This is a genomic window from Cyanobium sp. ULC082 (assembly GCF_977927535.1).
This window is the reverse complement of sequence record NZ_OZ376397.1, coordinates 1,154,462-1,180,428: the sequence shown is the minus strand read 5'-3', so window position 1 is coordinate 1,180,428 and position 25,967 is coordinate 1,154,462. Positions and strand designations below refer to the sequence as shown.

Genomic DNA, 25,967 nt, shown 5'->3' with positions numbered 1-25,967 from the left:
CAACCGATCGCCCAGTTTGTATGGAGAGCCAGAATCCCGACCGTAGGGTGAGTTGCCAAGCGGTTCCGCGATCCCTTGACCGGTCCTGTCGCGCCTGCCTGGCACAGCCTCACCCCCGAGCAATGCCTCCAGGAACTGGAGGCCGGCGAGGGGGGATTGAGCACCGCCCAGACCGCGGCACGGCTGGCCAGGGTGGGGCTCAACCGGCTGGAGCTGGCCGCGGGCCGGAGCAACCTGCGCATCCTCTGGGATCAGCTCAGCAACGTGATGCTGATCATGCTGCTGGCCGTGGCTGCCGTGTCGGCCGCCATCGCTTTCCAGGCGCAGAAGTTCCCCAAGGATGCGATCGCCATTGTGCTGATCGTGGGGTTGAACGCCCTGCTGGGCTATCTCCAGGAAAGCCGTGCCCAGCAAGCCCTGCTCGCCCTGCGGCAGATGGCCCAGCCCCTGGTCACGGTGCGCCGTGACGGCCACTGGGAGCGCCTGAGCAGTGAGCAGTTGGTGCCCGGTGATCTGATCCGCCTTGAGGCGGGCGATCGGGTCCCCGCCGATGCCCGCCTGCTGGAGGGGGCCGAGCTGGGCCTGCGGGAAGCGGCTCTCACCGGCGAGGCGGAAGCGGTGTTCAAGAAGGCGGAACTGGTGCTGGAGGCCTCCACGCCAGTGCTTGAGCGACAGAACTGTCTGTTTCAGGGCACCGAGGTGGTGCGGGGACGGGGTACGGCGCTGGTGACGGCCACCGGCATGGGCACGGAACTGGGCCAGATCGCCCAGCTGATCAACACAGCCGGCGGCGAATCCACCCCGTTGCAGGAACGGCTCGATGGGTTGGCCCGCGTGCTGGTGGTGTCGGCCCTGGCCCTGGTGGCCGTGGTGGTGCTGGGGGGCTGGCTGCTGGGTCAGCCGTTGCTGGGCCTGCTGGAGGTGGCGCTCAGCATGGCCGTGGCGATCGTGCCGGAAGGTCTGCCGGCTGTGATCACGGTGACCCTGGCGATCGGCACCCAGCGCATGGTGCAGCGGGCCGCTCTGATCCGCCGCCTGCCGGCCGTGGAGGCCCTCGGCTCGGTCACGGTGATCTGCACCGACAAGACCGGCACCCTCACCTTGAACCGCCAGGTGGTGGAGGAGCTGCGCTGCGGCAGTCAAGCGATCGCCGTGAGCGGCCAGGGCTACGACCCCCATGGCTCCTTCACTGCTGTCGAGCTCCCCGTCCCGGAGGGTGCCGCAGCAGGCATTGCCCCTGGCGCCAGGGATCTGCTGCTCTCCGCTGGTGTGCTCTGCAGCGATGCCGAGCTCAGGAAGGCGGAAGACGGCAGCTGGGATGTGCTTGGCGATCCCACCGAAGGTGCCCTGGTGGTGGCGGCCGGCAAGGCCAGGCTGGATGGCTTCGCCCTGCGCAGCCGCTACGAGCGCACCGCTGAAATTCCCTTCAGCTCCGAGCGCCAGCTGATGGCGGTGTGGGTGCAGGACAGAGACGGCACGCTCCAGGCACCGCTTGGAGAGGTGGCGGCCGGCTCCAGCTCCCTGGCGATCAGCAAGGGTGCTCCGGAGGTGATCATCGGCAGCTGCGACCGCTGGATCTCAGGCTCCGGTGTGAGTGCTCTGTCTGATCCGCAGAAACAGTGGTGGTTGGAGCAGGCGCGCGATCTGGCCGCTTCCGGCCTGCGGGTGCTGGCTTTCGCCTGCGCGCCCCACCACCACAGCCCCGAGCTTGAGCTCGACCATCTGGTGCTGCTCGGGCTGATGGCCCAGCTCGATCCGGCCCGTCCGGAAGTGGCCCAGGCGGTGGCCCGCTGCCGGGAGGCCGGGATCCGGCCGGTGATGATCACCGGCGACCATCCCCTCACCGCCCGCGCCATCGGCCAGGGCATCGGCCTGGTTGCCGGCGAGGCTGAGGTGGTGCTGGGCCGGCAGCTGGAGAGCTACGACGATGCCCGGCTGCAGGAGGTGGTCAGCCACTGCAGCATCTATGCCCGGGTGCCGCCTGAGCAGAAGCTGCGGATCGTCAAGGCCCTGCAGGCCAATGGCCAGGTGGTGGCGATGACCGGTGACGGCGTCAACGACGCCCCGGCGCTCAAGCAGGCCCACATCGGCGTGGCGATGGGCATCACCGGCACCGAGGTGAGCAAGGAGGCCTCCGACATGGTGCTGCTCGATGACAACTTCGCCACGATCGTGAACGCGGTGGAGGAGGGGAGGTTGGTGTACGCCAACATCCGCCGCTTCGTGAAGTACATCCTCGGCAGCAACGTCGGTGAGCTGATCACGATCGCCTCGGCGCCCCTGCTCGGCCTGGTGGGGGTCCCCCTTTCGCCACTCCAGATCCTCTGGATGAACCTGGTGACCGATGGTGTTCCAGCCCTGGCGCTGGCCCTTGAGCCTGGTGAGGAGGGTCTGATGCAGCGCCCGCCGGCCGAACCCGGTGAGTCGATCTTCGCGCGCGGAATCGGCAGCTACATCCTGCGCGTCGGTGTGGTGTTCGCGGCGATCACGATCGTGCTGATGCTCTATGCCGTCAAAGCAGGTGCCCCCTGGCAGACGATGGTGTTCACCACGCTCTGTCTGGCCCAGATGGGCCATGCCCTGGCCGCACGCAGCGATCTGCCCCTGGTGCAGGTGAACCCGGTTTCCAACCCCTGGCTGATCGGTGCCGTGCTGCTCACCGCCGTCCTGCAGATGGCCCTGCTCTACGTGCCCGTGCTTTCGAACTTCTTCGGCACCACGCCCCTGACACTTGAGGACCTGGCCATCTGCCTTGGTTTCAGCCTGGTATTCTTCCTCTACCTGGAGCTGGAGAAGGTGTGGCGTCTGTGGCGCCGCCGTGCCCATGCCGATGCCTGAATGGCTGGCTGATCAAGCGTGGGTCGGGCTTGAAGATGGAGACACGAGGATCTTGTCGACCCGCTTGCTGTCCATGTCCACCACCTCGAAGCGATAGCCCTTCCACTCGAAATGATCGGAGGATCTGGGAATGCGCTCCAGGGCATGAATCACGAATCCAGCCATGTTGTGGTAGGGGAGTTGCTCGTTTGAGCCGAGCAACTTGGCGCCGATCCGATCATCGAACTCGTTGATGTCGAGGCTGCCATCCACCAGCCAGGAACCATCTTCGCGGCTCACAAAGGAAGGGTCCTCCTCGTCTTCCAGATTGGGAAGATCCCCGACGATCCCCTCCATCAGATCGTTGAGGGTAACGATGCCTTCCACCCCGCCGAATTCATCGGTGACCAGGGCGACGTGAACGCCGGTGCGTTTGAACTCCTCCAGCACGGTGAGCGAAGGGGTCGATTCCGCCACATAGAGCGGCTCCTGGCAGAGGGCCTCAAGATCCAGGGGTTCGCTGCCCAGCTGGGCGGTGAGCAGGTTGCGCACCCGCACGATGCCGATGCAGGCATCGAGGCTGCCGCGGCCCACCGGGAAACGGGAATGGTTCGATTCCTTGATTTCCGCGAGGTTCTCCTCCAGGGAGGATTCCAGATCCAGCCAGAAGATCTCGGTGCGGGGGGTCATCAGCGTCTTGATCGATCGATCTCCCAGGCGAAGCACCCGCTGCACCATGTCGTGCTCGCTGGCCTCGAACACACCGGTGTCGGCGCCCTGGCGGATCAGGGCCTTGATCTCCTCTTCGGTGATGTCGGGTTCGGTGCTGGCGGCCACGTTGAGCAGCTTGAGCAGGATGTCGGTTGAGGCGCCGAGCAGGTGCACAGCCGGAGCGCTCAGCCGCGAGAGCGCCCGCATGGCGGGGGCGATGCGGCAGGCGATCTGCTCCGGGTTGGCCAGGGCGATGCGCTTGGGCACCAGCTCGCCGATCACCAGGGAGAGATAAGTGATCAGGGCCACCACCAGGGTCACGCTCAACCCTTCGCTGTAGGGCCGCAGAGCCTCGATGCGATCGAAGACCGGCCTGATCTGCTGGGCCACCGTCGCCCCGGCGACAGCGCCGCTCAGCACGCCGATCAGGGTGATGCCGATCTGCACCGTGGAGAGAAAATCGTTCGGGGATTCCGCCAGGCGCAAGGCCAGGCGGGCCGGCTTGTTTCCCTTCTCGACCAGTTGCTGGAGCCGCACCTTGCGGGCGGAGACAACAGCGATCTCGGAGCCGGAGAAGATGCCGTTGGCGACGATCAGCACCAGGATGAAGAGGATCTCCAGCGCCAAGCGGCTCAGACAAACAACAATCGAATCTGCACTTTAGTCGTTACTGAATCAGCCCGCTACCAGCCAGCTCACCTGCCGCACCGGTTGCTCCAGCAGGTCGATCTCCAGGCTGCTGGCATCGATCAGGGCGGCCCGGGCCTGCTGACGCTGTGGCTCACTGGCGCTTCCAACGCCCTGGGCCTCTGGCCGGGAACGCACCGCCAGCAGCAGGCGGTCGGTGGTGGGGTCGTAGTGAAGGTCGGTGCCAGGTTCCAGTTCCAGGCCGGTCAGCTCCCGCCGTTGCAGCACCCTGCCGCGCTGATCGAGCCCCAGCAGCACCAGCCTGGGCTGACGGAGCCCCTCGATCAGCAATGCCCAGACCCGCTCGCCGCCGCGGGAGCAGGCGCTGGCGGCCAGCCCGGCGCTGCCCAGCCAGAGGGCTCGCGGCGCCTGCCCCGGCTCCACCAGCTCCAGGGAGCGGCGGAAATCGGGCCAGTGGCGCACCAGCAGGGCCCGCCCCGCCACCGGGCAGAAGCTGCTCAGGTCACGGCTGCCCGGCAGCACCTGCCGCCGGGCAGGCTGCGGCGGCAGGGCGCGCAGGGAGAGTCCTTCGCTCTCCGGCACGATCAGCTCGCCCCCCTGGGGGAGCAGGGCGATCGGACCGCTCGCCTCCAGCTCCAGGGACTGACGTCCGCCATCCCGTTTCCACAGCACCGTGCTGGCCTGCCCATCGCTGCGCGGCGAAGCCTGCACCAGCAGGTCGCCGGCCCGGTTGCTGCTCAGGTGGGCGAACAGCAGCGGCTGATCGCCGAGCCGCTCCAGCTTCCGGCGCTCCACCAGTCCGAGTCCGGCCGCCGTGGGCGACAGGTTGCGGGTATGCAGGTCCAGCCGCCACACCAGGTGGCTGCCCTGCTGGTCACGGCTGACCAGGCCCACACCGGAGCCATCCCCCAGGGGCTGGAGCCCCGGAATCGAAGGCCACACCGGCGTGAGTGCCGTCCAGCGGCCATCGTGCTGGCGCACCTGAAGCTGCTCCCCACCCGCCACCGGCACCACGGCCAGCAGGTGGGGGCGAGGGTCCCAGTGGCGCTCGACGCCCGCAAGAGCCAGCCCACGCCCGTCTTCGCCGCCCAGGTGCAGGCGCAGGGGCGCCAGGATGCGCTCGCCGGCTTTCGGCAGCAGCAGCAGCGGGTTGCCGTTGCCCTGCATGTCAAAGGGCAGGGCCGGCTTCAAGGTGGTGCGGCTTGCCACGCTTTGCGGTTCCAGGGGCCGGCTGAAGCGCAGCCTCAGGGCTGCCGGTCCGGAACTGGCGGCTGCCTGCCGCAGCTCCAGCAGTCGCGGCGGACGCTGGAGCAGGAGCTGCTGCTGGGCCAGGGCCAGGCCCAGCCCTGCTGCCAGTGCCACCGACAGGCCGTTCATGGCTCGAGGGGTCGCTGGGGACGGGGGATGGGCCGCCATCGCGATGGCTTCACCACGCTGCGCTGCCGGCCCTCGAAGCGCTCGCTGGTCATCACACCGGTCATCTCCAGCCACTGGTCGGCTGGGGGAATGGGGCGATCGCCTGGCCAGAGCACCGGCAGACCCACTGGCGTGGCATCCACCAGGCAGCAGCGCACCAGCAACCTGGCGAGTTGGGGCCGATCGCCTGGCACCGGCAGCACGAAGCCGCTGATCCGCACCGGATCGCCACTGTGGAGGCCAGGGTCGGGCTCGCTGCGCAGCAGCCGCACCCACTCGGTGAGGCTGCGCTGGCCGGGGGGCACCACAAAGCTCAGGCCCGGTTCCTCCAGCAGCTCCCGGCCCCGGTTGGCAGCCAGATCGGCAAAGGATGGACGGGGTGGAATCCACAACACCGCGATCGCGGCGACGCAGCCAAGCAGCAGGGCTGTCCGCTGGCCTGAAGTGAGACGGGCTCCACTCCAGGCACCGCTCCTGGCATCGCTCCGGATGCTTGCTGCCAGCCCCACGGCGGCCAGGGCCAGCAGCACCAGGCCGCTGCCCAAGACCAGCGGGTGGAAAACGGCGCGCAGCAGCAGGTCGAGTCGGCCACTGGCGGCGCTCTGCAGCAGCACCGCCGACCACAACGCCAGGCTGATCGGCTGCAGGAGTGCGTCCGCTTTCACAGCATCCCCCACTTCACAGCAAAACCAGCTTCACAGCAAAACCAGGTTCACCCATTGGCCGATCAGCAACACCACCAGGCTGGCCGCCACCGCTGTGAACAGGATGGCGCGGGGTCGGAACAACACGCCGAACAACCCGACCAGTTTGAAATCGATCACGGGTCCCAGCAGCAGGAAGGCCAGCACGGCACCAGGGGTGACCTGGGCGGCGAACCCCAGGGCCAGGAACGCATCCACGCTCGAGCACACCGAAACCACCAGGCTCAGCAACATCAGGCTGAGGATCGACAGGGTCGGGGCACCCCCCACCGCCAGCAGCCAGGTTCGCGGCACCACGGTCTGGACCAGGGCGGCGATGGCGCAGCCCATCACCAGCAGCAGGGCGAGATTGAGGAACTCGGCGCTGCCGTGGCCCAGCAGTTCGGCCAGTGGCAGTCGCTGCGGTGGCAGGGCGGGGGGGATCGGCGATGCTTCGGCACCGATCAGGCCGCTGCGACGCTCCAGCAACGACACCCTGCTGAGCGGCTGGCTCAGCCGCCTTTCCTCCAGCAGGGCAGGGGTGAGCAGCTCGGCCTCCGGCAGCTGGCGCAACAGCGTGGCCAGCACCAGGGCGATCAGCAGGGCCCCGAGGGGGCGGGCCGCCAGCAGCCAGGGCTGGTCGGGGAAGGCGGCCCAGGTGCTGGCCAGCACGATTGGATTCAGCACCGGCGCGGCGAACAGAAAGCCCATCGCCGTGGCCAGGGGGGCGCCGCCCGCCAGCATCCGCCGCGCCACCGGCACGTTGCCGCATTCACAGGCCGGCAGGGCGAAGCCGAGGGCGGCACCGGTGAGGGGCCCGAGCAGGGGGTGGGCCGGCAGCTTCCGCACCCAGGAGCCGCCCGGGCTGAGCCAGCGGGCCAGCGTCGAGATCGCCACCCCGATCAGCAGGAATGGCATCGCTTCCACCAGCAGGGCCTGGAACAGCGCCCAGGTGGTGGCGAGGCGCTCCGGGTTCACAGGGCTGGCTGGCTGGTGGAGTGGCCCTCAGCGGTGAACCAGGCGGGCAGCGCCTCGAAGCAGGCGGCATTTTTCTCGTTTTCGCGGGCTTCCACCTTCCAGCAGCAGCTGCGGCCACCATCGCGGTCCGCAAGCAGCCGGTTGGCCCGCTCCCAGACCCAGGCGGCACTGCCCTCCATCCCCACATTCGCCATCACCCGCAGATCCAGCGCTTCCAGGTTGTGCAGCGCCTGCCACTGGACCAGCAGGGGATCGTCGGCATTGATGAGCACGGTGTGATCGAACTGCTCCGCCAGCTGTTCCGCCAGCGGCCGCAGGCTGGAGAAGTCCACCACGAAGCCGTTGGCGTCGAGCCGGTGGGCCCGGAACCAGCAGGTGAACTCGCGGCTGTAGCCGTGCACGAAGCGGCAATGGCCAGGGTGGCGCCACTGCCGGTGGCAACAGGGGTAGCCGCCGAACCGTTTGGAGCAGCTGTAGGGCGCCGCGGTCGCTGCCGTCATGGGATGGGGGAGGATTGCAGCCGCCGCACAGCGCAGGCCTTGGAGGAATCATTTCAGCTCCCCAGCCCCGCCGCTGGGTCTTTGCCCCCCCCGGGGCTGATCGATTCCCTGCGTTTCGATGCCGCCGGCCTGATTCCCGCCATCGCCCAGGACTGGCTGGATGGGGCTGTGTTGATGGTGGCCTGGATGAACCGGGAGGCGATCGAGCGCAGCCTGGCCACAGAGGAGGTGCACTACTGGAGCCGTTCCCGTCAGGAGCTCTGGCACAAGGGCGCCACCAGCGGCCATCGGCAGCGGCTCCGGGGTCTCCGCTACGACTGTGATGCCGATGTGCTGCTGCTCAGCATCGAGCAGGTCGGTGATGTGGCCTGCCACACCGGCGCCCGCAGCTGCTTCTACGAAGCGGACGCCGCTCCCACCTCCGGCGGCGCCACGGCCCTGCCGCCGCCGGCCGATGCCTGCACCGAGCTGGCCCGGGTGATCGAAGGCCGCCGGCGCCGGCCGGAGCCCGGCAGCTACACCAACCGGTTGCTGGCGGGGGGTGACAACACCATTCTCAAGAAGATCGGCGAGGAAAGCGTCGAGTTCGTGATGGCCTGCAAGGACGACGATCCCGCTGCGATCGCCGGCGAGGCGGCTGATCTGATCTTTCATCTGCAGGTGGCTCTGGCCCACCATGGGGTGGCCTGGCGCCAGGTGCTCAACGTGCTGGCCACCCGCCGTGGTGCCGCGCGGCGGTCTGCCTGAGCAGCTTGATTGTTCAGGGCACGGGCGCTGAGGGCACTGGGGCACCGAAGCGCGTCGGCTGGCCATAGAGCCAGCGCAGGCTGGCCAGGTCGCGGGGACTCAGCCGCAACACCGGATCGGCGCCGGGCACCGCCGCCATCGCGTCGTCGGGGTCGGGGCTGTGGCCCCAGAGCCCGAAGGCATGCCCCAGCTCGTGCAGCGCCGTGGCCTCGATCGCCGCCCGGCGTTGGTCCGGGCTGATCAGCACCTCCACCCTGGGCTCCAGCCGCCAGACCCCCAGCCTTGCGGTGATCTGCAGGTTGAGAGTGGCCCTGCCGTGGCTGGCCCGTGAGCGGCCGGTGGGTAGCTGCTGCCGGGGCGGCCGCTCACGGCGGATCAGCACCTGGGCCCGGCGGGGATCCTCCACCCGCTGCAGCGGCAGATGCTCCTGCCACTGCCCGAGGGCAGCCTCGACAGCCTGGAGCCACAGCAGCTGGAAGCGGGCGGCGGGGCCCTCCAGGCTCTGGGGCTCCACCCAGACGCACCAGTGGGACAGCACCGGCCAGCCGGCGGCGGAGGGAGCGAGAACATGGCGGTAGTCGCCTGGCGTTTCTACCGCTGCGGTGATCGGTTCAGCAGGGCCTGATTCCGCCCAGGGCCGGCTTGCTTCGGCCAGCGGGCAGGTTGGTTGAGCCCTGGCCTGGCCTGGCTGCAGACCAAGCGACAGCAGCGGCCAGCAGGCGGCGATCAGCACCCCGAAGGAACGCCAATCCTGGCTTCGGGATGGCTCGGGATGACTGGGCAACGATCGACCCCTCAGCCGGGCAGTCCCACACCCCGCGCCATCAGGCTGGCCAGCAGGGGGATGGTGGCGAAGCCGACCAGCTCGATGTTCAGCACCCAGCGCAGCCGGGAGGCCAGGGCTTCGCTCACCGCGGGCAGCTCCCCTTTGCGGAGGGGGATGGCCCAGAGGATGTAGGTGATCGTGGGATAGAGCGACAGGGTCCCCACGGCCAGATACACCCCAACCTTCCACCAGAACAGGGGGTTTTCGGTGTAGAAGTCGCTGCCCTGGCCGTAGTGCAGCACCCGCAGGATGCCGCTCAGCAGCACCGCGAGGGCGGCGATGCCGTACACCACATCGGTGATCACCATCAGGATGGCCTCCCCCCTGGCCGGGTCGGCCTTGATCAGCCGGCGTTCGAGCACCAGGGCGCCGAAGCACACCATGAAACTCAGGTAGTGGACGTAGGCCACCACCGCACTGGGCAGGACGCCGGTGGGGAAGACGAAACCCAGGGAGATCAGGTGGGGGAGAGCGGGGAAGGGGGCCATCGCTGCGGAATCCTGGGCTGGGTTGCTGCGCAGACCGTAGCGAGTCCACCACCATCACCACAGCGTGGCGGAAGGCTGGATTGGTTGGTTGGAAGTTGGTTGGAAGCAGCGGCGGCGAAGGATGAGCTGGTTCTGTAGAGAAGACGGCGAGAAGATCTCAATAAGGGAGATAATCAGGAGATTAATCCTGGAGGTTCGGTTCTCCGGTTTCTGAAAAAGTTATGGGCTTTAGGATAAATTTGAACCAGAAGAAATATCCGATGCTTAGTCCTCTTAGTGCCTATCTCAATTCTATTGGGTGCCATCCATTGCTTACGCCGGTCCAGGAACTTACCCTCGGTCGAACCGTTCAGACCATGATCGGCATACAGGAGCGTCATCGCCTGATCGATGGTCTGGAGACGGCTCCCACCTTTTCAAAGCAGGATCAGCGCCTGATTCGCCTTGGCGAGCGGGCCAAGGATCAGATGATCGTGGCCAATCTTCGGCTTGTGGTCAACATGTCGAAGCGCTACCAGGGCAAGGGCCTTGAGCTGCTGGATCTGATCCAGGAGGGCACGCTCGGTCTGTGCCGCGCCGTCGAGAAGTACGACCCCACCCGGGGGAATCGCTTCAGCACCTACGCCTACTGGTGGATCCGCCAGGGGCTCAACCGCGCCCTCTCCACCCAGAGCCGCACGATCCGGATACCGGTCAACGTGAATGAGCAGCTCACCCAGCTGCGGGCCGCCCGGGCCACCCTGCTGCAGTTCCATGGCCAGGCTGCCACCACTCCCCAGCTGGCGGCGCAGCTCGGGCTGAGTGTGCTGCAGGTCGAGGCGCTGCAGGGATGCGAACTGCGCAGTGGAACCGTCAGCCTTCAGGGGGATGTCCACGCCCTGCTGGATCCGTCCGATCTGCTCAACGTGCTGCCCAGCGCCGAGGCTTCCCCGCTGGAGCGAGCCGAGCAGGCCGAGCGGCTTGACATGGTGTGGGTCCTGCTCGATCAGGCCCAGCTCTCTCCAAGGGAACGGTCCGTGGTTCTGCTGCGATTCGGCCTCGATCAGAACCATCAATGGCGCACCCTGGTCGATGTGGCCGAGCAGCTTGGCTGCAGCCGGGAATACTGCCGGCTGGTGGTGCAGCGGGCCCTGCGCAAGATGCGCAAGATCGGCCTTCAGAGCGGTCTTGTAGAGATCGCCTAGGGGAAGATCTCCGATCCTGATTGTTCCTGAAACCGAACTTGTCCGCCTGGGATCGGCAGAGGATGATGAACAGGTTCATTGCTGTGGAACGACCATGGCCAGCTCCGACATCCCTTTCGACGCTTCGTCCGACCCATCCAGTGCCGCCTCTGATGACGGCACCACGCTGGAAGCCGAGGTCCTTCAAAGCAGTGTGGTCGACGAAGGTCTGCTGCAGCGTCTGCTGCGACGCGCCGGTCGTGCCATCGCCCTGCCGGCGATCGAATGTCTGGAGCTGTTGCTGGATGGAAGCACTCCGGTTCAGGTGAGGTTCACGGTTCTCGCCGCGCTCACCTACCTGGTTCTGCCGCTTGATCTGATCCCCGATTTCATCCCGGTGGCGGGTTTCAGCGACGACCTGGTGGCTCTCACCGCCCTGCTGGGCATGGCCGGCACCCACCTGACCCCGGACATCAAACTGCGGGCCAGGCGCAAGCTGGATCGCTGGTTTCCTCCGTCCCGTTGATGGTCACGTTGAGCCCCGATCAGCTTGAGGAGCTGCAGGTTTTCCTGAAGGAGTGGTTGCGTCACAGCGGCCGCACCCAGGCCGACCTGCGCAGGGCGTTGCGGGCCGAATCAATTCGGATGCCGGTTCTGCTCGAAGAGCTCCGGCGCCTCCACGATGAGCAGGGGCTGAGGGGTGTGGCGGAGCGGCTCTGCGCGATCGAAGCCCTCTGGCAGAGCGAGCCGGATTCCCTCACCCAGCTCGATCTTGACCTCGATGCCCTGCTCAACGAGATCCGGGAGGGGCGCCAAACCCAGGGATGAGCAGGCAGAGTGGTGGGCCCCTGCCCCGGCCATGATGCTGCTGCGATTTCGCCCCCGTTCCGGAAGCCCAGGGCTGGCCTTGATGGCCACGTCACTGATGCTTGCCTCCGGAGCCTGGAGTGCCCCGGCTGCCTGGGCCCAGAGTGAGAGCTACCTGCTCAAACGCGGCAGCAACGTCGGTCCTTCAACCCGGATCAAGCCGGTGGACTGCGTGACGGCGGCGGATGGTTCGGTCACCTGCAACACGGCGATCGAGAACTCGCCCAGCGATACCCCGGCCAAGCCCGAGTACAGCCCCTTCAAGAATTGATGAGCCGCTTTCGCGCGATGTTCGCCGACGAGGCCTTCCTCGGCATGGTCGAACGGTTTGAGCGGCAGCTCGCCAAGCTTCTCTCCCTGCTGATCTGTGTGGTGATCGTGGCGGGAACCGTTCAGTTGGTTCTCTCCGTGCTCGCGGAGTTCGGCAACCCCGCCACCGGCTGGCTGGGTGATGACATGATCCGCATTCTCGGTGACGTCCTCACCCTGCTGATCGCCCTGGAGGTGCTTCAGAACGTCACCGCCTATCTGCGGCGCCATGTCGTGCAGATCGAGCTGGTCTTGATCACGGCGCTCACGGCCGTGGCTCGGAAGGTGATCGTGCTGCCGCCGGGTGCCGAGAACAAGCCTGAGCTGCTCCTCGGTCTGGCCCTGATGGTGGTGGGTCTTTCGATCGGCTACTGGCTGGTGCGCCAGGCTGATCTCAAGGCTCTCAAGGCTTCCAGGTCAGCGTCAGCCAGAGCGTTCCAGGTGACGGATCGGTAGCCACCACCCGGTGGCGGCGGCCGGGGGCGATCACCAGCCAGTCTCCGCAGGCCAGCTGGCGTGGCTGCGGCTCATCGGCGAACTGCACCTGCGCCCGGCCGCTGAGCAGCAGCACCCATTCCGAACCGCTCTGCTCCTGCCACTCCCCGCTGTGGCTGCAGGAGTGAATCCGCTCCAGCCGCAGTCCGGGCGCCTCTAGTACCAACTCGGTGGCTTCCTGGCCCGGTTCCGGGCAGTGGCTCGCCAGCAGGTTGGGCGGCTTCGGGTTCGGTTTCGGGGGGGCCTCCAGACCCCGCCCCGAGCCTGGATCGAGCGGCTGATCCTGGTGGTCTTCGCCCCAGCGGCGGCCGATCTCGAAGCCATGCCTTCGGGCCAGGGCCACGACGCTGGCGTGATCGGAGCAGTTCCGCAGGGCCTCGCCGAGCCCGGGGTCACGGCGGCTCAGGGCCACGAAGGCATTGAGCTGGTCCACCTTGGTCAGAAAGCGCTGCAGGTCCTTCTCGGCCATCGGAGCAGCGGGGGGGTGGTCAGTCTGCCTGGTGGGCTGGCTTCAGGGCAGCAGGGGCTTTGACATCAGAAAGCGGTGAAAGATCACCCCGCCCAGCGGCAGGGTCTCGAGCCCGTCCACCTGCCAGCCCAGCCGCTCGAACAGCGGCCGTGAGAGAAAACTGGCCTCCGTACGGAGCCGGATCGCCCCGGCCCTGCGGGCCTCACTTTCAAGGGCCTTCAGCAGGGCTCGCCCCCTCCCCTGCCGGCAGGAGCGCCCACGGCAGTAAAGCAGTGAGATCCGATCGACGGGATCAAGCAGGGCGAAGGCCTCGATCGGCCCGGAGGGGCTGCCGTCTCGATCCACGCCGCCGGTGCTGACCATCCCGATGCCACGGGCCAGTTCCAGCGGCAGGCTGGCACGGCCCGCAGCCAGCTCTGCCCAGGCTTTCACCTGGGCGTGGCTGTAGATCCGGGGAGCCTGGCTGAGCACCGCGTCGCGGTAAACGGCGATCACCTCGTCGATGTCGTGGCTGCCGAGCGGCCGCAGCGGGGTCATGGTTGCTCCAGGGCTGCGAAGAAATGAAACGAGATCGGACCGAACGGGCCGATACACTCACCTTCAAGGCACGTTCCTTTATACGGTCAACGCAGGCCCATGGAGATCAGCAGCGAATGACCATGGCCGATTCCAAACCGCTCACGATCGGAGAACTGGAAGCAGGTTTTTCCGCCTATTGCCAGGCCCTCCGGCGGTTGGTCGCTGATGATCGCAGCCAGGAGCGCATTGAGCGCACCCATTGCTGGCACAATCTGCAGCGCCTGCATGACTGCCTTCCCCAGCGCTACCGCTCGCCGCTCGATCTTTACCAGCGCTATCTCAGGGCCAAGCAGGCTGGTCTGCCGATCGATCAGTGAGCTTGGTGGCCATGGGCGCCCTGATCCGTTGTCGTGAGCCCCACCACGCTTCGCTTGCCAGGGCTGGCGCCGAATGACCGAAGCCTCTGCCCATCCCTGGTGGAGGCGCCTGCTGGCCGCTGCCTTCCTGCTGGCTCTCTTTCTGCTGTTGAGCTGGCCCAGCTCGGCCTATGGGGCCAGTGGTGAGCAGCTTTTCGAGGCCCACTGCTCCGGTTGCCACATCCATGGCGGCAACATCCTCCGCCGCAACAAGACCTTGAAACTGGCGGCGCTGCAACGCAACGGCATCGAGGGTCCGGAGCTGATCGCCACGATCGCCGCCGGTGGAATCGGCCAGATGGGTGGCTACGCCAAGGTGCTCGGCGAAGATGGCCCTGCCCTGGTGGCTGAGTGGGTGTGGCGGCAGGCCCTGGCTGACTGGCCCCGCCCTGCTCCCGCTCAGAAGGCCTGAATCCAGGGATACACCTTCAGCTCGGTCCAGATCCCCTGGCGCCAGTAGATGTCGTCGCGGAGAAGGGCTTCAACCTGCTCACGGGAATCGGCTTCGTAGATGCCGAACACGTGGGTGCTGCCCTCGGTGGGGCCGAGGGTGATCAGCACACCCTCCTGCTTCTGGCGCTGCAACCCGGCCAGATGCTCGCTGCGGTAGGGGGCCCGCCTGGTGAGGGCGTCGTCGCAGTAGGTGCCCCAGAGGACGAAACGCATCGGCCCATGGCCCCATCGGCACTGCTGAAACTAGCGAGCCATCGGCCGCCCTAGGGTCAGATCCATGGACCGGAAGGGGTCGATGTCTCTGGCTGAAGCCCCGATCGGCGCGATGGTCTTGCTGGGCAGCCTTCCGGCCGATCCTTCCCTGCGGGAGCGCCTGCGGGCGATGGGAGTGAAACCGGGCATCACGCTCCAGGTGGTGCGACGAGGTTTCCCCGGCGGCATCCTGCATGTGCGGGTGGGGCTTCTGGAGTTCATGCTGCGCCGCCGGGATGGCATCCAGATGGAGGTGGCGCCGATCAGCGACTGAGCGAGCTCAGCCCAGCCCCAGTTTCAGGCCACCCTGATAGAGCAGGAAAGCCAGCAGCCAGGCCAGGGCCAGCGACCAGCCCACCGATAGCCAGGTGAAGGCCTTGCTCTTCGATTCCTTGAGCTGAATCGCCACGGTTGAAAGGCAGGGGGTGTAGAGGAGGGTGAACATCATGAAGCTCAGGGCCTGCAGTGGCGTGATCGAAGCCACCATCGCCGCCCCCAGATTGGCCTGGGAGGTGGCGTAGATCACCGCCATCGCCCCGAGCAGGATTTCCTTGGCGATGAAGCCGAAGATCAGCGAAACGGTGAGTTGGGGATTCATGCCGATCGGCCCGAGCAGGGGCTGGGTCAGCAGGCCGATCTGGCCGGCAAAGGACTGACCGGCCAGCTGATCAACCCCGAGCGGCAGGTGATTGAGCAGCCAGATCGCGATCACGCCCACGATGATGAACTGGCGGGTGGTGACGAAGAAGTTCTTCATTTCCAGGCTGGCCTTCTTCAGCATGGTGGCCAGGCTCGGCAGGCGATAGGGCGGCAGTTCCAGCACAAAGGCTTCGGAACTCGGGTACAGGTGGCGGAACAGCAGCGCCGTGAGGATCGCCGCCACGAAACTCATGCTGTAGAAGCCGAAAATCACCAGGCCAGGGGCCCACCAGGGCCTGGCGAAGAAGGCTCCGGCCATGAACACGAACACGGCCAGCCGTGCCTGGCAGAGCGAGAAGGGAATCACCAGCATCGCAAGCAATCGCTGGGAGCGATCGCGGATCACCCGGGTGCCCATGATCGCCGGCACGTTGCAGCCGAAGCCCATGATCTGCAGCACGAAGGAGCGACCGTCCATGCCCAGCCAGTGCATCACACCGTCCATCAGGAAGGCGGAGCGGGCTAGATAGCCTGAATCTTCGATCAGGGCGATCATCAGGTAGAAGAGAAAGATGATCGGCATGAAGCTGATCACCGTGGTGATTCCCAGCCACAGCCCATCGCTCAGCAAGCCGATCAGGAACTCCGGCAGGCCGATCGCGGCCAGGGCCGGCAGCAGGGTGCTGCGCTGGATGGCGTCGAAGCCCAGTCCCATCAACTCCTGGATCGGCACGCCAATCGCATAGATCAACTGGAACATCGCCAGCATCACGGCCAGGAAGGCCACCATGCCCACGCCGGGGTTGAGCAGCACCCGGTCGATCTGATGGCTGAGTTGATCGAACAGGCCCTCCGGCAGCTGCACGCAACGCTCGTTCAACTCCAGAAGCCGCTGGTCGAGCCCTGAAGGAGTCAGGGCAATAGGGGCGGCAGGGTGGATCTGATCGGCCTGATGGATCCACCTGAGCAGCTCGGCGATTCCCTGGTTGCGGCGGGCGCTGATCATCAGCACCGGCCGCTGCAGTTCCTCGCTGAGCCGCGCCTGATCGACCACCACGCCGAAGCGCTCGGCTTCATCAGCCATGTTCAGGACGACCAACAGCGGCAGGCCGGTGGCCTGCAGCTCCAGGGCCAGGCGCAGCTGGCTGTTCACCTGGCTGGCATTGACAACCACCACCGCCAGGTCCGGCGGGTGCTGCTCCAGAAATCGCCTGACGACCAGTTCGTCTTCGCTGCTGCCCAGCAGATCGTGAATGCCTGGCAGATCGACCAGCTCGTAGGGGCGGCCGTGGCAATCGCTCGGCAGGGCGCCCCGCAACAACTCCACGGTGAGGCCCGGCCAGTTGGCCACCCGCGCCTCGCCACCGGTGAGGCAGTTGAACAGGGTGGACTTGCCGGTGTTGGGCATGCCCAGCAGGGCCACCCGCCTGACCCCCTGGAGCAGGGGCCCGGCCGCTGCCGGGCGATGGCAGGACGGTGCCAGCGGGTTCATCGGCTGTGGCTCATACCCCCAATGCTACGAAGACCCTGGGGCTGAATCGATGGGATGGCCGGAGCGCCGGAAGATCAGGATCCGGTTGTTGGCGGGCAGGTTCAGGTCGGCTGCCGGCCTGAGGCCCACCGCTGCTGCTTCAAGAGCCAGCAGCCGGGCATCGCGCACACCCATGGCCGGATCGAGGCTGCGCAGATGGGCATCAAAGGCGGCGTTGCTGGCGCTGGTGTGGGCGCCGTTGTCGCTGAACGGGCCATAGAGCAGCAGTAGCGCATCGGCGTTCAGCAGCCGGGCGCTGAGGGCCAGGAGCTGTTTCACGGCAGCCCAGGGCATGATGTGGGCCGTGTTGGCCGTGAACAGGGCATCGAAGGGCCCCGTCGGCCACTGCTCTGGGCGGGTCACGTCGAGTTCGATCGGTGGCTGGAGTGTGCCGGGTTTCAGCCCCTCAGCCTCCAGTGCCCAGCGGCGTTGCAGGCCCTCCAGATAGCCGGGGCGATCACTGGGTTGCCAGCGCACTGCCAGGTTTCTGCAGATGTGAACAGCGTGCTGGCCGCTCCCGGAGCCCAGCTCCAGCACCGTGGCCTCCGGAGGCAGCCAGCTGCGCAGGGCTTCGAGGATCGGCTGCTTGTTGCGTTCGCAGGCTTCGGAATAGGGCAGGTCGAGGTTGAAACCGAAGATCGCTGGCTGTTCAGGCATCGGTTTCAGCTGTCGAGGGCTTGGCGCAGCTCGGCGCAGAACGTTGCCGCGGTTGCCACCGGATCGCCTCCTGCCTGGCTGGCCGCTGCCATGCGCGCCACCAGCGCACTGCCGACGATGGCGCCATCGGCGCCCCAGTCCCGCACCTGGCGGGCCTGGTCGGTGCCGGAGATGCCGAAACCGACCGCCACCGGAGTGGAGCCACACTCTTTGAGTTGCTCCACCAGCCCTGCCACCCGGGATTCCAGCCGGCTGCGCACCCCGGTCACGCCGGTGACGCTGACCAGATAGGTGAAGCCCCGGCTGGCGGCGGCGATCCTGGCCATGCGCGCCGCCGGGGTGGTGGGGGCAACCAGAAGAACCAGATCCAGGCCTTCGGCGGCGGCGAGCGGGGAGAGCCGCTCCGCTTCCTCCAGCGGCAGATCGGGCACCAGCAGGCCAGCGGCGCCGGCGGCGGCGGCCCGATGGCAGAAGGCCGCCATGCCCAGGTTGAGCAGGGGATTGGTGTAGGTGAACAGCACCATCGGGATGGTGAGCTGGCCGCGCAGGCTGGCCAGCATCTCCAGCACCCTGGCTGGGGTGGTGCCGGCGGCGAGAGCACGGGCGGCGGCAGCCTGGATCACCGGACCATCGGCGAGGGGATCGCTGTAGGGAACACCCAGTTCAATCACATCAGCCCCGGCAGCCTGCAGTGCCAGCAGGGTGCGAGCTGTTGTGTCCAGGTCGGGATCCCCCGCCATCAGGAAGGGCATCAGGGCGCAGCTCCTGGCGGCGGCCAGGGCCTGGAAGCGGGCCTGGATGGCGCCGGCAGCAAGGCGATCGGTTGGGGGTTGGGGCAAGGCGGAGGTGGCTTTCAGGGGGAAGGAGCCGGCTGCTTGCCGGGGTCGTCGGTGAGTTGGCCGATTTCGCGCAACAGGGCCTCCTGATCGGCTGGGGAGAGGGCGTCGAACTGCTTCTGGAGCGAGTCGGTGGTTTGCTGGTCGTAGGCGGCGCGGTACTGGCGGCGCTGCTCCATGAAGCTCATCCTGCCGGTCACCACCCGGAACAGGTAGCTGGCTGTCCAGGCGACCACGCCGAGAATCAGCACGGCCTCGGCGGCGATGCCGGCTGAGCTCGCTTCAAAGCCCGCCAACCTGAAACCGGCGTAGCCCAGCCCACCCAAAGCGAACACGCCGAGACCAAGCAGCAGCGACTGACCCCGGGTCATCGGCTCAGGCCTCTCCCTGGCCGGCCAGGCGCAGGTTGAGGAAGGGTGAGAACAGGATCAGCCCTGGAAAGAACAGAAACACCAGGCCATACACACCCAGGCGTTCCAGCTTGCCCATCACGGTCCAGCGCTTGTTCATCCACCAGTAGAGGGCCAGCGGCACGACCACGAGATAGGCACCGGCCACAACCACATAAGCGATCAGCACGCCCAGGGTTTCCGGGGAAAGCGAGCTGAGCAACCCTGGCAATGGCATGGTTCTGGAACCGTTGCCTGAAATCTAAGCTGTCCGCGCCAGGGGGCATGGCGAAATCGGTAGACGCAGCGGACTTAAAATCCGCAGGTGGCAACACTGTGGGGGTTCAAGTCCCCCTGCCCCCATCGCTGAGATCGCTTGCAGGGCAGTGGAGTTGTGGGTAGCGACACTTTTGCGGGCTCCAGCTTGCCAGGCATGCTTTAGGCCCTGAATTGACCGGAGAGGGCCAAACCAGGCACGGTTTTCCATGGCCTCCCGGGATCCTTAATCTGGCTCGCATCAACCGCGCCCTCAAGGATCTGGTTCTGAGGCGGTGGAGCCGATCAGTGATGGTTCATCGATCACCAGCTCCAGAGTGCTCTGCAGGCAGACAGGAGAAGGTTCCTGCCTTCCGCTTCCCAGGCCTCGATCGTGGCCTGGAGCTGCAAGGAATCAGAAGGAGAGTCAGTCATGGCCCCAAGCGCAAAGGACCCTCGCCCGGTGCGTGGCCAGCTCATGAAACCCTTGACTCAGCCACGCAGACAGCAGAGGGCCGCAACCCTCAGAACGACAACTCCTGCTCCATCCCTGGATCCATCGGAATCATTGGGTTGCTGAGCTGGCCATCGAAGAGCAGCTGATCGATCAGCTCCCCAAGGTGGTCCTGTTGGTACTGGATGAACGATTGGTAGCCATCGGGCTGACGGGATGGACGTCAGCAGAAAGGGGGTGGGAGTCAAGGGACCGCGCCTACAGGCAGAGGGGGGGTGGTCAACACCCCAAGCAGAGCCAGCAGCGGGCGTGCCATTGCCCTTGACCCGACCCGCACATTGCGGAATTCTGAGCCCAGCCCCCACCAGGGGCAGCTTGAGTGGTGCTGCCCAAGCGCAAGGGGACTGGAAGGGCCCGACCCGCAGCGAAGCTGTGGGATGCACCCTGCTCTTCTGTTGACTCCCCCCGGTTTCAGGAAAGATGTCACCCCTCTCATCAGTACATCCGGGGGCTTGAGGACATGACCAATGCGCAGATACAGCGAGGCCGTCAGGACTGATGTGAGGAGGCGGATGAGCCCGCCGCACAGGCAGAGCGAGGCCGGGATTTCAGAAGAGCTGGGCATTCACGCGATCACCCTCTACAAATGGAGGAAGTCCTGGCGGATGCAGGGAGAGGTGGTGCCGGCATCCGAGTAAGAACCTGAGGGCTGGAGTGCCGCTGACAAGTTCACGGTGGTGCTGGAGACCGCTGGCCTCAACGCCACTGAGCTGAGCGCCTACTGCCGTGAGCGGGGCCTGTTTCCAGAGCAGGTGAGCAGCTGGCGGCGGGCGGCCCACCACAGGTGCAGGGTGCTGGGGAGGCCATGACGGATGCTCATTCCCCGCGCTGAGGCTGCATTGATCGCCTCCATGGGGATGGCGATCTCGATCACCTTCATTCGGCGGCGGATGACGTGGGAGGTCATGGAGTCAGGCAGGGCGATCCAGGCGCTGCAGGCGTAGCTCACTCACCGAGGCGATGGACTCGAAGTCGGCGTCGAAGCTCACGAGCACGGCGTTGTGGTGCAAGGCCACAGCAGCCACCAGCAGATCGAGGCTGAGCACCGTGCGCCCGATCTGATGGCAGGCCTGGCCCAGCTCGATCGCCCGCTGCCACAGATCCGCCGGGGTGGGGAGTGTGGGCAGGGTCGCGAACTGGGCCTCCAGTTGGCGGGTCTCGTCCGGCCGGGCTGCGCGCAGCAACTCGAAGCGCACTGGTTCGGCCAAGTGCGCCTCAGGGTCCAACACGAAGGGAGCGATGAACTGCTTCAACGGGGCCGGGCTCCGGGCACGGGTGAAGTCGATCCAGAGGCTGGTGTCGAGCAGCATGGTCACGAGGCGATCTCCTGGTCCCATTGACGCTCGCGCTCCCGGTCGGTCTCGTAGGTCTCCAACTCCACGCCCCACTCGCCGCTGAGGAAACGCTGTGCGATCTGGGCGCGGCGGCGTTGCTGGAGGGCCTCTTCCATCAGGCGGCGAATGGCGGGACCTTTCTTGTGCTCACCTGTGAGGCCCAGGATTTCGGCCATCTCGGCGTCCGAAAGTTCCACAGTCACTTTCATGGTTTCGATCTCCACAACTTGGACTCTGCGGCCAAGCATGGCACCGCTCGTCAATGGGGCGCCCTCCCGGCGGCCAGAAGCTGCTGCAGAATCTGGGTGATCTGAGTGTCGCCGAAGCCAGACTGCCGCCGTGGATCTCCACCACCGCCTCTGGCCTCCCGAGCCGATCGCGGATCTTGATCGCCATATCCGTGAGGGTGTCCTTGAACTCGGTGAACAGCACCAGCTTGCGGCGGCCCCCATTGGGCTCGCGCATCTGCTCGTCATCAAGGATCCGATCGAGTTCGCTCCACTTGGCGTCGCAGCGCTGATCCACCACCTTCTTGCTCAGCTTGTCCAGGCCCTTGAGGGTTTCGATCTCCAGCTCCAGTTCGGCCAGGGTCTGGGCGGTGGTGGCGATCCGGGACAAGGCAACCAGGGATGTCGCGTTCAGGAACAACCAGACCGGCGCAAAAGGCCAGTCTGGTGGTGCAAGTTCAGGCTGCTGAAAGGAATTGAAAAAGCGTAGTCCCCGCCAAAACCAGCCGGCAGGGCACTGGTCACGTTGGCTGCGGCAAAAATGATCACGGCGTGCCACCACCTGAACCCAGCACGGTTTTCCATTCATCACCCCCACGGCAGATCGGTTCATCGGTTGCTCGGACACATCCTCAGTTGCTTGCAGGGATTCCTCAGCATGCGCGGCCGCACAAGGGTTTCACGAGCTGGCCTTCCTCTGTTTGGTGACGGCCTGGGAACTGGTGATACACCGAGGCCCAAGGCCAGCCCTTGCTGCTGGCCGCGCCGGTGCTTCGGGTCCTGCGCTGCTGCCCGATGGCTGCTGTTTCACCACCCTCCCGCCAGAGGTCAACGTCTCGCTCCAAACGCTGCAAAGACGGAGCGGAGCAACCATCTTCCGCCGAGCTGCTGGTGGCAGCGATCATCCAGCTGCTGGAGGCTGGCACCACCCCCTGGAGGCGGGTCTGGGATTCCACTGGGGGTGGCCACCACGTCAACCTGCTCAGTGGTCATCGTTACCGGGGGGCCAACCCGATTCTGCTGACGCTGGGGATGCACCTGCGGGGGTCGGTGATGCCGTATTGGTGCGGCTTTGCGGAGGCCAAGGCCCATGGGGTGTTTCCCCGCCAAGGCAGCCGGGGCATCAGAATCCTCAGGCCGCAGCTGATCTGCCCAGGCGATGCTGCCGGGTCTGTCGGGTCTGTCGGCTCCGGTGGCCAGGACCCCCCAAAGGCCACTACTTCCAGGCCTGCCGATGGCAGCTCGGCTGAACGGGGATGGGTGAGCTTCCGCCCGGTGGTGGTGTTCAACGCCAGTGACCTGCAAGGCGAGAAACTGGCTGCTCGCAGGTCTGCTGAGCAGGTTGCTCCTCGATCAGAACCAGAGCGACTTGCCGCTGCTGAAACCATCCTCTCTGCCTGGCCGGTGCCTGTGAGTCATGGCGGCGACAAGGCCTGCTATCTCCCGCAGCTTGATCGCATCCAGCTGCCTGAGCGGGCTGCCTTTCATTCCGCCGCCGGTTTTTATGCCACCTGGGCCCATGAAGCCATCCACTCCACCGGCCATGCTTCCCGCCTCAAGCGAGACCTGGGCGGTCGGATGGGCTCCAAGGCCTATGCCCGGGAGGAGCTGATAGCAGAACTGGGCTCGGTGTTACTCGGAGACCAGCTGGAGATCGGCAGCGCGATCGAAAACCATGCGGCATACCTCGGCCACTGGGTTGAGCTGCTCAAAGAAAGCCCGCAGGTGCTGTTTCAGGTGCTCGGTGAGGCGAGGCGGGCGGTGGAGGTATCGGTACCACACCATCAGCTTGATTGACGCTTACCATCGCCCTCGACTTACTTCAATCGCAACGACGTCCCGAGCAAACTCGAGATAGGAATCCCATCGGTTTAGAATGTCACTAGCAGTAATTGCATAATCAAACTCTCCATAGACCGGTCCAGTTGTGTGGCCGATGGGATTGACCGTCACACTTTGATCGGGTCGTTTATCGCCACCCAATGCTTTCATCACAGGTCTTCTGATTGAAACTGTTCCGTTTATCTGCAGGACGGTGATGCTGTGGGTGTTGCAGGAACTTGCACGCCGCTGTTGATTTGGTCCGTGAATGTGACTATAGCAATTGCGCTTGTTGCCAGCGCCCCGAGCTCATACTGAGATGGAAGGATCCACTTCTTGAAACGCGGCGATAATCTCATCATGCGGTGAAGCCATGGACTTTGCATCAAGCTTTTTTGACCTTACTACATCCACAAAGTTCGCCCTGTTCAAAAAGCCTTCCTCTGGTCTATCCCAAAACTTCGTGGGGGCACGACATGTGAAGCTGAATGACGAAGCAACAAGGTCGTTGACCTGGCAGCCCAGACGACACTTTCTCATCTTCCTCAATAGTCAATCCACAAGACAGGATTTGACAATTGGTCGCTCCGCCTAATTCGCAAAAAAGTCGAAATGCAGTGAATCTTCGTTGAACAGCAAGATCTGATCAATCCGCGTTGGGATTCTACACCGAGAAAAGACCAGACAACCATGCAAGCATGATTAGCTCTAGGGGCAACCTTTGGCCGTGCTGCCCAGATATTCCACGGCACGAAATAACTCTAGAACAGCCATTCTTGATTCGCCCTGCTCCATACGCGTACAGGAGGGTCTGCCTTTCTGTACTTTAGCCAAGGGTCATCAAGGCTCTCGTGTTTCGTTCTGAGTCGCGTGTGTTCCGCTAAAGTCACAACACAACCTATGAGATGCTTCTCTACTAGTTCATCAAGAGTTATACGCTTTAGCAATAAGCTCTCAACTAGAAGCCTGCGAGAGTTAACGTGCTCCAGTTGACATTTAAATGCCTTTTCTTTTGAGGGTTCTTGGACGTTGGCAAGTTCCGGGAATGCTCTTCTGAGGTCATCATCTGTCCACCTGCCACTGTTTGGATTGACCGGCTGGCCAGTATTGTCCTCAATGCTGACCACCCCTTCAGAGACGTAGTCCTTCACGTACTTCCCCTCCAGTTCGAGCAGCTTCCACAGTGGCTGATCAAATACTTCCTTGATTCTGGATTCTTGTATGCCCTTCCAATCGTGAATATTGTGGCTTTCGCAAAAGCTAAGCAAGTTGGCGAGGAGGCTTTTGTGGACTCTAGTTACGACTTCAGAGTTGGTCCGGTACATGCATGGCCGATAGGAGCGGACTGATTGTAAGTGAATTGGAAATCTGGGTGCCATAATGTCACCATCCGTGGACGCGTCCTCGTGAACTCAGATTGCCGCATATATTGGCCTACCAAAGGCCAAGGGATTAGTTCAATGAGTTTAGCAAAAATGTCGTCGAAGCTGCCAATGAACCGCTTACACTTTGACGAATGTCTTAGGCATTGGCTGACAGAGAGAGAAGACCGAATTGGAGATTCCAAATACGGAGGTACACCTTGGCTGTGGGTTGTGTCCCGGTCGGGCGAACTCTGTCACTTGAACGCTGACACGAAGGAGTCTGGAGTCCAGAGGTACATCACTTTACTTGATGCCATGGGTGAGAAACTGGAGTGGATGCCTGTAGGGAACCTCGAAATATTGCCACTTTTGAGGCAATATTGAGACGCTGCAAGGAAATCCTCTGCACGTGCAGATGCTCCTGACGACTGGCATCAATTTCTTTAAGTCGAGTCGTTTATCTCCCTGTCGAATGATCAGGAGGCCGGCGTTGCCTTTGAGTTGCTATGCAGGTATCGAAGAAAGTTGTAAGTCAGATTACGCAGTCCCCACCAAGCTCTCGTTCTGGCCAATCCAATCCGCCTCGTCAGCTTGCCGCGCATCCAAGTTGTGATTGCACCAAAGACGTGCTCAACCCTTGCCCGCACACTAGATCGTGCCTTGTTGCGCTCCTGGGCTTCTTCGCTCAATGGATGGCAGCGTGAGCCCTTTTCATGAATTCTGCTCTCAAAACCAGCCATATCCAGCAGATCCTCATACCGCACGCCGGCGTAGCCAGAATCAGCCCAGACGAAGTCATCCCTGTTCTCAGGGTCTAGCACCTGTGTAAGCATCTGGCTGTCGTGAATGTTGGCTGGGGTAATGGAAAATCTTCGAATGAAGCCGTGAGTGGCATCAATGCATATGCTGTTCTTGTATCCGTAATGGCTGATGCCATTCTTCTTGACCCAGCGGGCGTCAGTGTCCTTTTGGCGCAGTCGGTTTGGCTTGTTCAGCCACTTCTCTGGGATGGCTCCATCCTTAATGGTCTTGTTCTCCTCCCTTGAGTTTCGCTGTTTGGGAACAGGGACCAGTGTCGCATCGATGATCTGCCCTCCACGGGCCTCCAGTCCCTCGGACCGCAGGTGCTCCTCGAACCGGTCAAAGAGCTCATCGATAACGCCCGCCTTGCGGAGACGCTCGCGGAAGAAGGCAATCGTGGTGGCATCAGGAATGGTGTTCATCACTCCCAGTCCGACAAATTCCTCGAATGAGCGTCTGTCATTGACCTGGAATTCCAGCTCTTCATCGCTGAGGTTGAACAGCTGCTGAAGCACCAGCATCTTGAAGAGGATGAGCGGATCAATCCGTTTCCTGCCAGCATTGCTCTTCCGTTCATGGCTGTAACCCTGCTCCAGCAGGGGCCTGAAGGCTTCCCAAGGAATCGTCTCGGATAGGGTCGCTAACGTAGGCTTCTTCTGCTGAAGCCTGTGGATGCGCTTCTCCTCATCCCAGAATCCACGCTGTCCCATTCAGCTGTATTGAACTGAACCAATTCTATTGCTTATTTCAAAGTCTGTCAGGGAGCGACGTAGATTTTTCGAGGTGCCCTGTAGTAAGCGCAAGAGGTACGCTTAAAAAGTTGGCCTTTGGTCCGGACTTGG

33 protein-coding genes and 1 tRNA gene are annotated in these 25,967 nt (G+C 64.5%); 14 read left to right on the top strand and 20 right to left on the bottom strand.

All coding sequences use genetic code 11. The features are described 5' to 3' along the window. The first annotated feature begins 75 nt into the window (after window positions 1-75). Window positions 76-2,838: a cation-translocating P-type ATPase gene (locus ACXMDY_RS06350; RefSeq protein WP_259701589.1), complete on the top strand. Its 2,763-nt coding sequence runs from the start codon at window positions 76-78 to the stop codon at window positions 2,836-2,838. A gap of 12 nt (window positions 2,839-2,850) precedes the next feature. On the opposite strand, the gene ACXMDY_RS06345 is transcribed toward ACXMDY_RS06350, so the two are convergent. Genes ACXMDY_RS06345 through ACXMDY_RS06325 form a run of 5 tightly spaced genes read right to left on the bottom strand, consistent with a single transcriptional unit; the run spans window position 2,851 to window position 7,753 of the window. Further along, on the bottom strand, window positions 2,851-4,155 hold the full coding sequence (locus ACXMDY_RS06345; RefSeq protein WP_259701590.1) for a hemolysin family protein: 1,305 nt from the start codon (window positions 4,153-4,155) through the stop codon (window positions 2,851-2,853). Window positions 4,156-4,203: 48 nt separating this feature from the next. After that, window positions 4,204-5,553 carry a hypothetical protein gene (locus tag ACXMDY_RS06340; protein WP_259701591.1) on the bottom strand — a complete coding sequence of 450 codons (1,350 nt, stop codon included), beginning with the start codon at window positions 5,551-5,553 and terminating at the stop codon, window positions 4,204-4,206. Continuing rightward, the gene (locus ACXMDY_RS06335; RefSeq protein WP_259701592.1) at window positions 5,550-6,257 is read right to left on the bottom strand and encodes a TIGR03943 family putative permease subunit; all 708 of its coding nucleotides are present in this window, start codon (window positions 6,255-6,257) and stop codon (window positions 5,550-5,552) included. The genes ACXMDY_RS06340 and ACXMDY_RS06335 overlap by 4 nt, the downstream gene beginning before the upstream one ends. 30 nt (window positions 6,258-6,287) lie before the next feature. Beyond that, window positions 6,288-7,253, bottom strand: a complete 966-nt coding sequence (locus ACXMDY_RS06330) for a permease (protein ID WP_259701593.1) — start codon at window positions 7,251-7,253, stop codon at window positions 6,288-6,290. Next, the gene (locus ACXMDY_RS06325) at window positions 7,250-7,753 is read right to left on the bottom strand and encodes a 6-pyruvoyl trahydropterin synthase family protein (RefSeq protein WP_259701594.1); all 504 of its coding nucleotides are present in this window, start codon (window positions 7,751-7,753) and stop codon (window positions 7,250-7,252) included. Before ACXMDY_RS06325 ends, ACXMDY_RS06330 begins: the two co-directional genes overlap by 4 nt. Window positions 7,754-7,792: 39 nt before the next feature. On the opposite strand from ACXMDY_RS06325, the gene hisIE reads away from it, so the two are divergent. Beyond that, the gene (gene hisIE / locus ACXMDY_RS06320; RefSeq protein ID WP_399235891.1) at window positions 7,793-8,500 is read left to right on the top strand and encodes a bifunctional phosphoribosyl-AMP cyclohydrolase/phosphoribosyl-ATP diphosphatase HisIE; all 708 of its coding nucleotides are present in this window, start codon (window positions 7,793-7,795) and stop codon (window positions 8,498-8,500) included. A gap of 13 nt (window positions 8,501-8,513) precedes the next feature. On the opposite strand, the gene ACXMDY_RS06315 is transcribed toward hisIE, so the two are convergent. Further along, window positions 8,514-9,284, bottom strand: coding sequence for a matrixin family metalloprotease (locus ACXMDY_RS06315; protein WP_259701595.1), 771 nt, complete (start codon window positions 9,282-9,284; stop codon window positions 8,514-8,516). 11 nt (window positions 9,285-9,295) lie between these two features. After that, entirely contained in the window at window positions 9,296-9,814 is a 519-nt protein-coding gene (locus ACXMDY_RS06310; protein ID WP_259701596.1) for a DUF2214 family protein, read from the bottom strand. A 260-nt stretch (window positions 9,815-10,074) separates the two neighbouring features. Here ACXMDY_RS06310 and ACXMDY_RS06305 point away from each other — a divergent pair, with 260 nt between their 5' ends. The 5 genes from ACXMDY_RS06305 (at window position 10,075) to ACXMDY_RS06285 (ending at window position 12,609) form a co-directional block, all read left to right on the top strand. Further along, window positions 10,075-10,998, top strand: a complete 924-nt coding sequence (locus ACXMDY_RS06305; protein ID WP_259701597.1) for a sigma-70 family RNA polymerase sigma factor — start codon at window positions 10,075-10,077, stop codon at window positions 10,996-10,998. A 94-nt stretch (window positions 10,999-11,092) separates the two neighbouring features. Continuing rightward, window positions 11,093-11,503, top strand: a complete 411-nt coding sequence (locus tag ACXMDY_RS06300; RefSeq protein ID WP_259701598.1) for a YkvA family protein — start codon at window positions 11,093-11,095, stop codon at window positions 11,501-11,503. Continuing rightward, complete coding sequence (locus ACXMDY_RS06295) at window positions 11,503-11,805, top strand: hypothetical protein (RefSeq protein WP_259701625.1); 303 nt, start codon at window positions 11,503-11,505, stop codon at window positions 11,803-11,805. The genes ACXMDY_RS06300 and ACXMDY_RS06295 overlap by 1 nt, the downstream gene beginning before the upstream one ends. Before the next feature lie 82 nt (window positions 11,806-11,887). Further along, window positions 11,888-12,115, top strand: coding sequence for a hypothetical protein (locus ACXMDY_RS06290; RefSeq protein ID WP_457767507.1), 228 nt, complete (start codon window positions 11,888-11,890; stop codon window positions 12,113-12,115). Further along, entirely contained in the window at window positions 12,115-12,609 is a 495-nt protein-coding gene (locus ACXMDY_RS06285) for a phosphate-starvation-inducible PsiE family protein (protein ID WP_259701600.1), read from the top strand. Before ACXMDY_RS06290 ends, ACXMDY_RS06285 begins: the two co-directional genes overlap by 1 nt. On the opposite strand, the gene ACXMDY_RS06280 is transcribed toward ACXMDY_RS06285, so the two are convergent. Both ACXMDY_RS06280 and ACXMDY_RS06275 read right to left on the bottom strand, forming a co-directional pair. Next, window positions 12,557-13,117, bottom strand: a complete 561-nt coding sequence (locus ACXMDY_RS06280; RefSeq protein ID WP_259701601.1) for a Nif11 domain/cupin domain-containing protein — start codon at window positions 13,115-13,117, stop codon at window positions 12,557-12,559. The two genes, ACXMDY_RS06285 and ACXMDY_RS06280, sit on opposite strands and share 53 nt — an antisense overlap. 42 nt (window positions 13,118-13,159) lie before the next feature. Further along, the gene (locus tag ACXMDY_RS06275; RefSeq protein ID WP_259701602.1) at window positions 13,160-13,654 is read right to left on the bottom strand and encodes a GNAT family N-acetyltransferase; all 495 of its coding nucleotides are present in this window, start codon (window positions 13,652-13,654) and stop codon (window positions 13,160-13,162) included. Window positions 13,655-13,776: 122 nt separating this feature from the next. On the opposite strand from ACXMDY_RS06275, the gene ACXMDY_RS06270 reads away from it, so the two are divergent. Together ACXMDY_RS06270 and ACXMDY_RS06265 are read left to right on the top strand one after the other, a co-directional pair. Further along, window positions 13,777-14,013, top strand: a complete 237-nt coding sequence (locus ACXMDY_RS06270; RefSeq protein WP_259701603.1) for a DUF3136 domain-containing protein — start codon at window positions 13,777-13,779, stop codon at window positions 14,011-14,013. A gap of 73 nt (window positions 14,014-14,086) precedes the next feature. Beyond that, complete coding sequence (locus ACXMDY_RS06265) at window positions 14,087-14,464, top strand: c-type cytochrome (RefSeq protein WP_259701604.1); 378 nt, start codon at window positions 14,087-14,089, stop codon at window positions 14,462-14,464. Here the strand turns inward: ACXMDY_RS06265 and ACXMDY_RS06260 are convergent. After that, entirely contained in the window at window positions 14,452-14,718 is a 267-nt protein-coding gene (locus tag ACXMDY_RS06260; RefSeq protein ID WP_259701605.1) for a YciI family protein, read from the bottom strand. The genes ACXMDY_RS06265 and ACXMDY_RS06260 overlap by 13 nt on opposite strands. Window positions 14,719-14,782: 64 nt before the next feature. Between ACXMDY_RS06260 and ACXMDY_RS06255 the strand changes: the two genes are divergently transcribed. After that, a complete protein-coding gene (locus tag ACXMDY_RS06255) occupies window positions 14,783-15,031 on the top strand; it encodes a FeoA family protein (protein ID WP_259701606.1) in 249 nt (82 codons plus the stop codon). Window positions 15,032-15,037: 6 nt separating this feature from the next. Here the strand turns inward: ACXMDY_RS06255 and feoB are convergent, their stop codons facing one another. From feoB to ACXMDY_RS06230, 5 genes are read right to left on the bottom strand one after another with little or no spacing between them, the layout of a single operon-like run. Beyond that, complete coding sequence (feoB, locus tag ACXMDY_RS06250; protein WP_259701607.1) at window positions 15,038-16,888, bottom strand: ferrous iron transport protein B; 1,851 nt, start codon at window positions 16,886-16,888, stop codon at window positions 15,038-15,040. Between the two features lie 24 nt (window positions 16,889-16,912). After that, window positions 16,913-17,584 (bottom strand): class I SAM-dependent methyltransferase, encoded by a 672-nt coding sequence (locus ACXMDY_RS06245; protein ID WP_259701608.1) that lies wholly within the window; start codon window positions 17,582-17,584, stop codon window positions 16,913-16,915. A gap of 5 nt (window positions 17,585-17,589) precedes the next feature. Then, window positions 17,590-18,423: a tryptophan synthase subunit alpha gene (gene trpA / locus ACXMDY_RS06240; RefSeq protein ID WP_399243845.1), complete on the bottom strand. Its 834-nt coding sequence runs from the start codon at window positions 18,421-18,423 to the stop codon at window positions 17,590-17,592. Window positions 18,424-18,437: 14 nt separating this feature from the next. Further along, entirely contained in the window at window positions 18,438-18,791 is a 354-nt protein-coding gene (locus ACXMDY_RS06235; protein WP_259701609.1) for a DUF3007 family protein, read from the bottom strand. A 4-nt stretch (window positions 18,792-18,795) separates the two neighbouring features. Further along, window positions 18,796-19,047: an NAD(P)H-quinone oxidoreductase subunit L gene (locus tag ACXMDY_RS06230; RefSeq protein ID WP_259701610.1), complete on the bottom strand. Its 252-nt coding sequence runs from the start codon at window positions 19,045-19,047 to the stop codon at window positions 18,796-18,798. 41 nt (window positions 19,048-19,088) lie between these two features. On the opposite strand from ACXMDY_RS06230, the gene ACXMDY_RS06225 reads away from it, so the two are divergent. Together ACXMDY_RS06225 and ACXMDY_RS06220 are read left to right on the top strand one after the other, a co-directional pair. Further along, window positions 19,089-19,172 (top strand) — tRNA-Leu (locus tag ACXMDY_RS06225). A gap of 918 nt (window positions 19,173-20,090) precedes the next feature. Continuing rightward, entirely contained in the window at window positions 20,091-20,216 is a 126-nt protein-coding gene (locus ACXMDY_RS06220; protein ID WP_457767506.1) for a hypothetical protein, read from the top strand. An 80-nt stretch (window positions 20,217-20,296) separates the two neighbouring features. Here ACXMDY_RS06220 and ACXMDY_RS06215 read toward each other — a convergent pair whose 3' ends face one another. From ACXMDY_RS06215 to ACXMDY_RS06205, 3 genes are read right to left on the bottom strand one after another with little or no spacing between them, the layout of a single operon-like run. Beyond that, a complete protein-coding gene (locus ACXMDY_RS06215; protein ID WP_259701611.1) occupies window positions 20,297-20,485 on the bottom strand; it encodes a DUF1156 domain-containing protein in 189 nt (62 codons plus the stop codon). 4 nt (window positions 20,486-20,489) lie between these two features. Further along, window positions 20,490-20,888, bottom strand: coding sequence for a PIN domain nuclease (locus tag ACXMDY_RS06210; RefSeq protein ID WP_259701612.1), 399 nt, complete (start codon window positions 20,886-20,888; stop codon window positions 20,490-20,492). Between the two features lie 2 nt (window positions 20,889-20,890). Then, a complete protein-coding gene (locus ACXMDY_RS06205) occupies window positions 20,891-21,136 on the bottom strand; it encodes a hypothetical protein (RefSeq protein ID WP_259701613.1) in 246 nt (81 codons plus the stop codon). 115 nt (window positions 21,137-21,251) lie between these two features. Here ACXMDY_RS06205 and ACXMDY_RS06200 point away from each other — a divergent pair, with 115 nt between their 5' ends. Next, the gene (locus ACXMDY_RS06200; protein ID WP_259701614.1) at window positions 21,252-21,629 is read left to right on the top strand and encodes a hypothetical protein; all 378 of its coding nucleotides are present in this window, start codon (window positions 21,252-21,254) and stop codon (window positions 21,627-21,629) included. Between the two features lie 260 nt (window positions 21,630-21,889). After that, window positions 21,890-22,936, top strand: coding sequence for an ArdC family protein (locus ACXMDY_RS06195; RefSeq protein ID WP_457767505.1), 1,047 nt, complete (start codon window positions 21,890-21,892; stop codon window positions 22,934-22,936). Between the two features lie 785 nt (window positions 22,937-23,721). Here ACXMDY_RS06195 and ACXMDY_RS06190 read toward each other — a convergent pair. Next, the gene (locus tag ACXMDY_RS06190) at window positions 23,722-24,285 is read right to left on the bottom strand and encodes a hypothetical protein (protein WP_259701616.1); all 564 of its coding nucleotides are present in this window, start codon (window positions 24,283-24,285) and stop codon (window positions 23,722-23,724) included. Between the two features lie 515 nt (window positions 24,286-24,800). Then, window positions 24,801-25,835 carry an IS5 family transposase gene (locus ACXMDY_RS06185; protein ID WP_457767360.1) on the bottom strand — a complete coding sequence of 345 codons (1,035 nt, stop codon included), beginning with the start codon at window positions 25,833-25,835 and terminating at the stop codon, window positions 24,801-24,803. Between the last annotated feature and the right edge of the window lie 132 nt (window positions 25,836-25,967).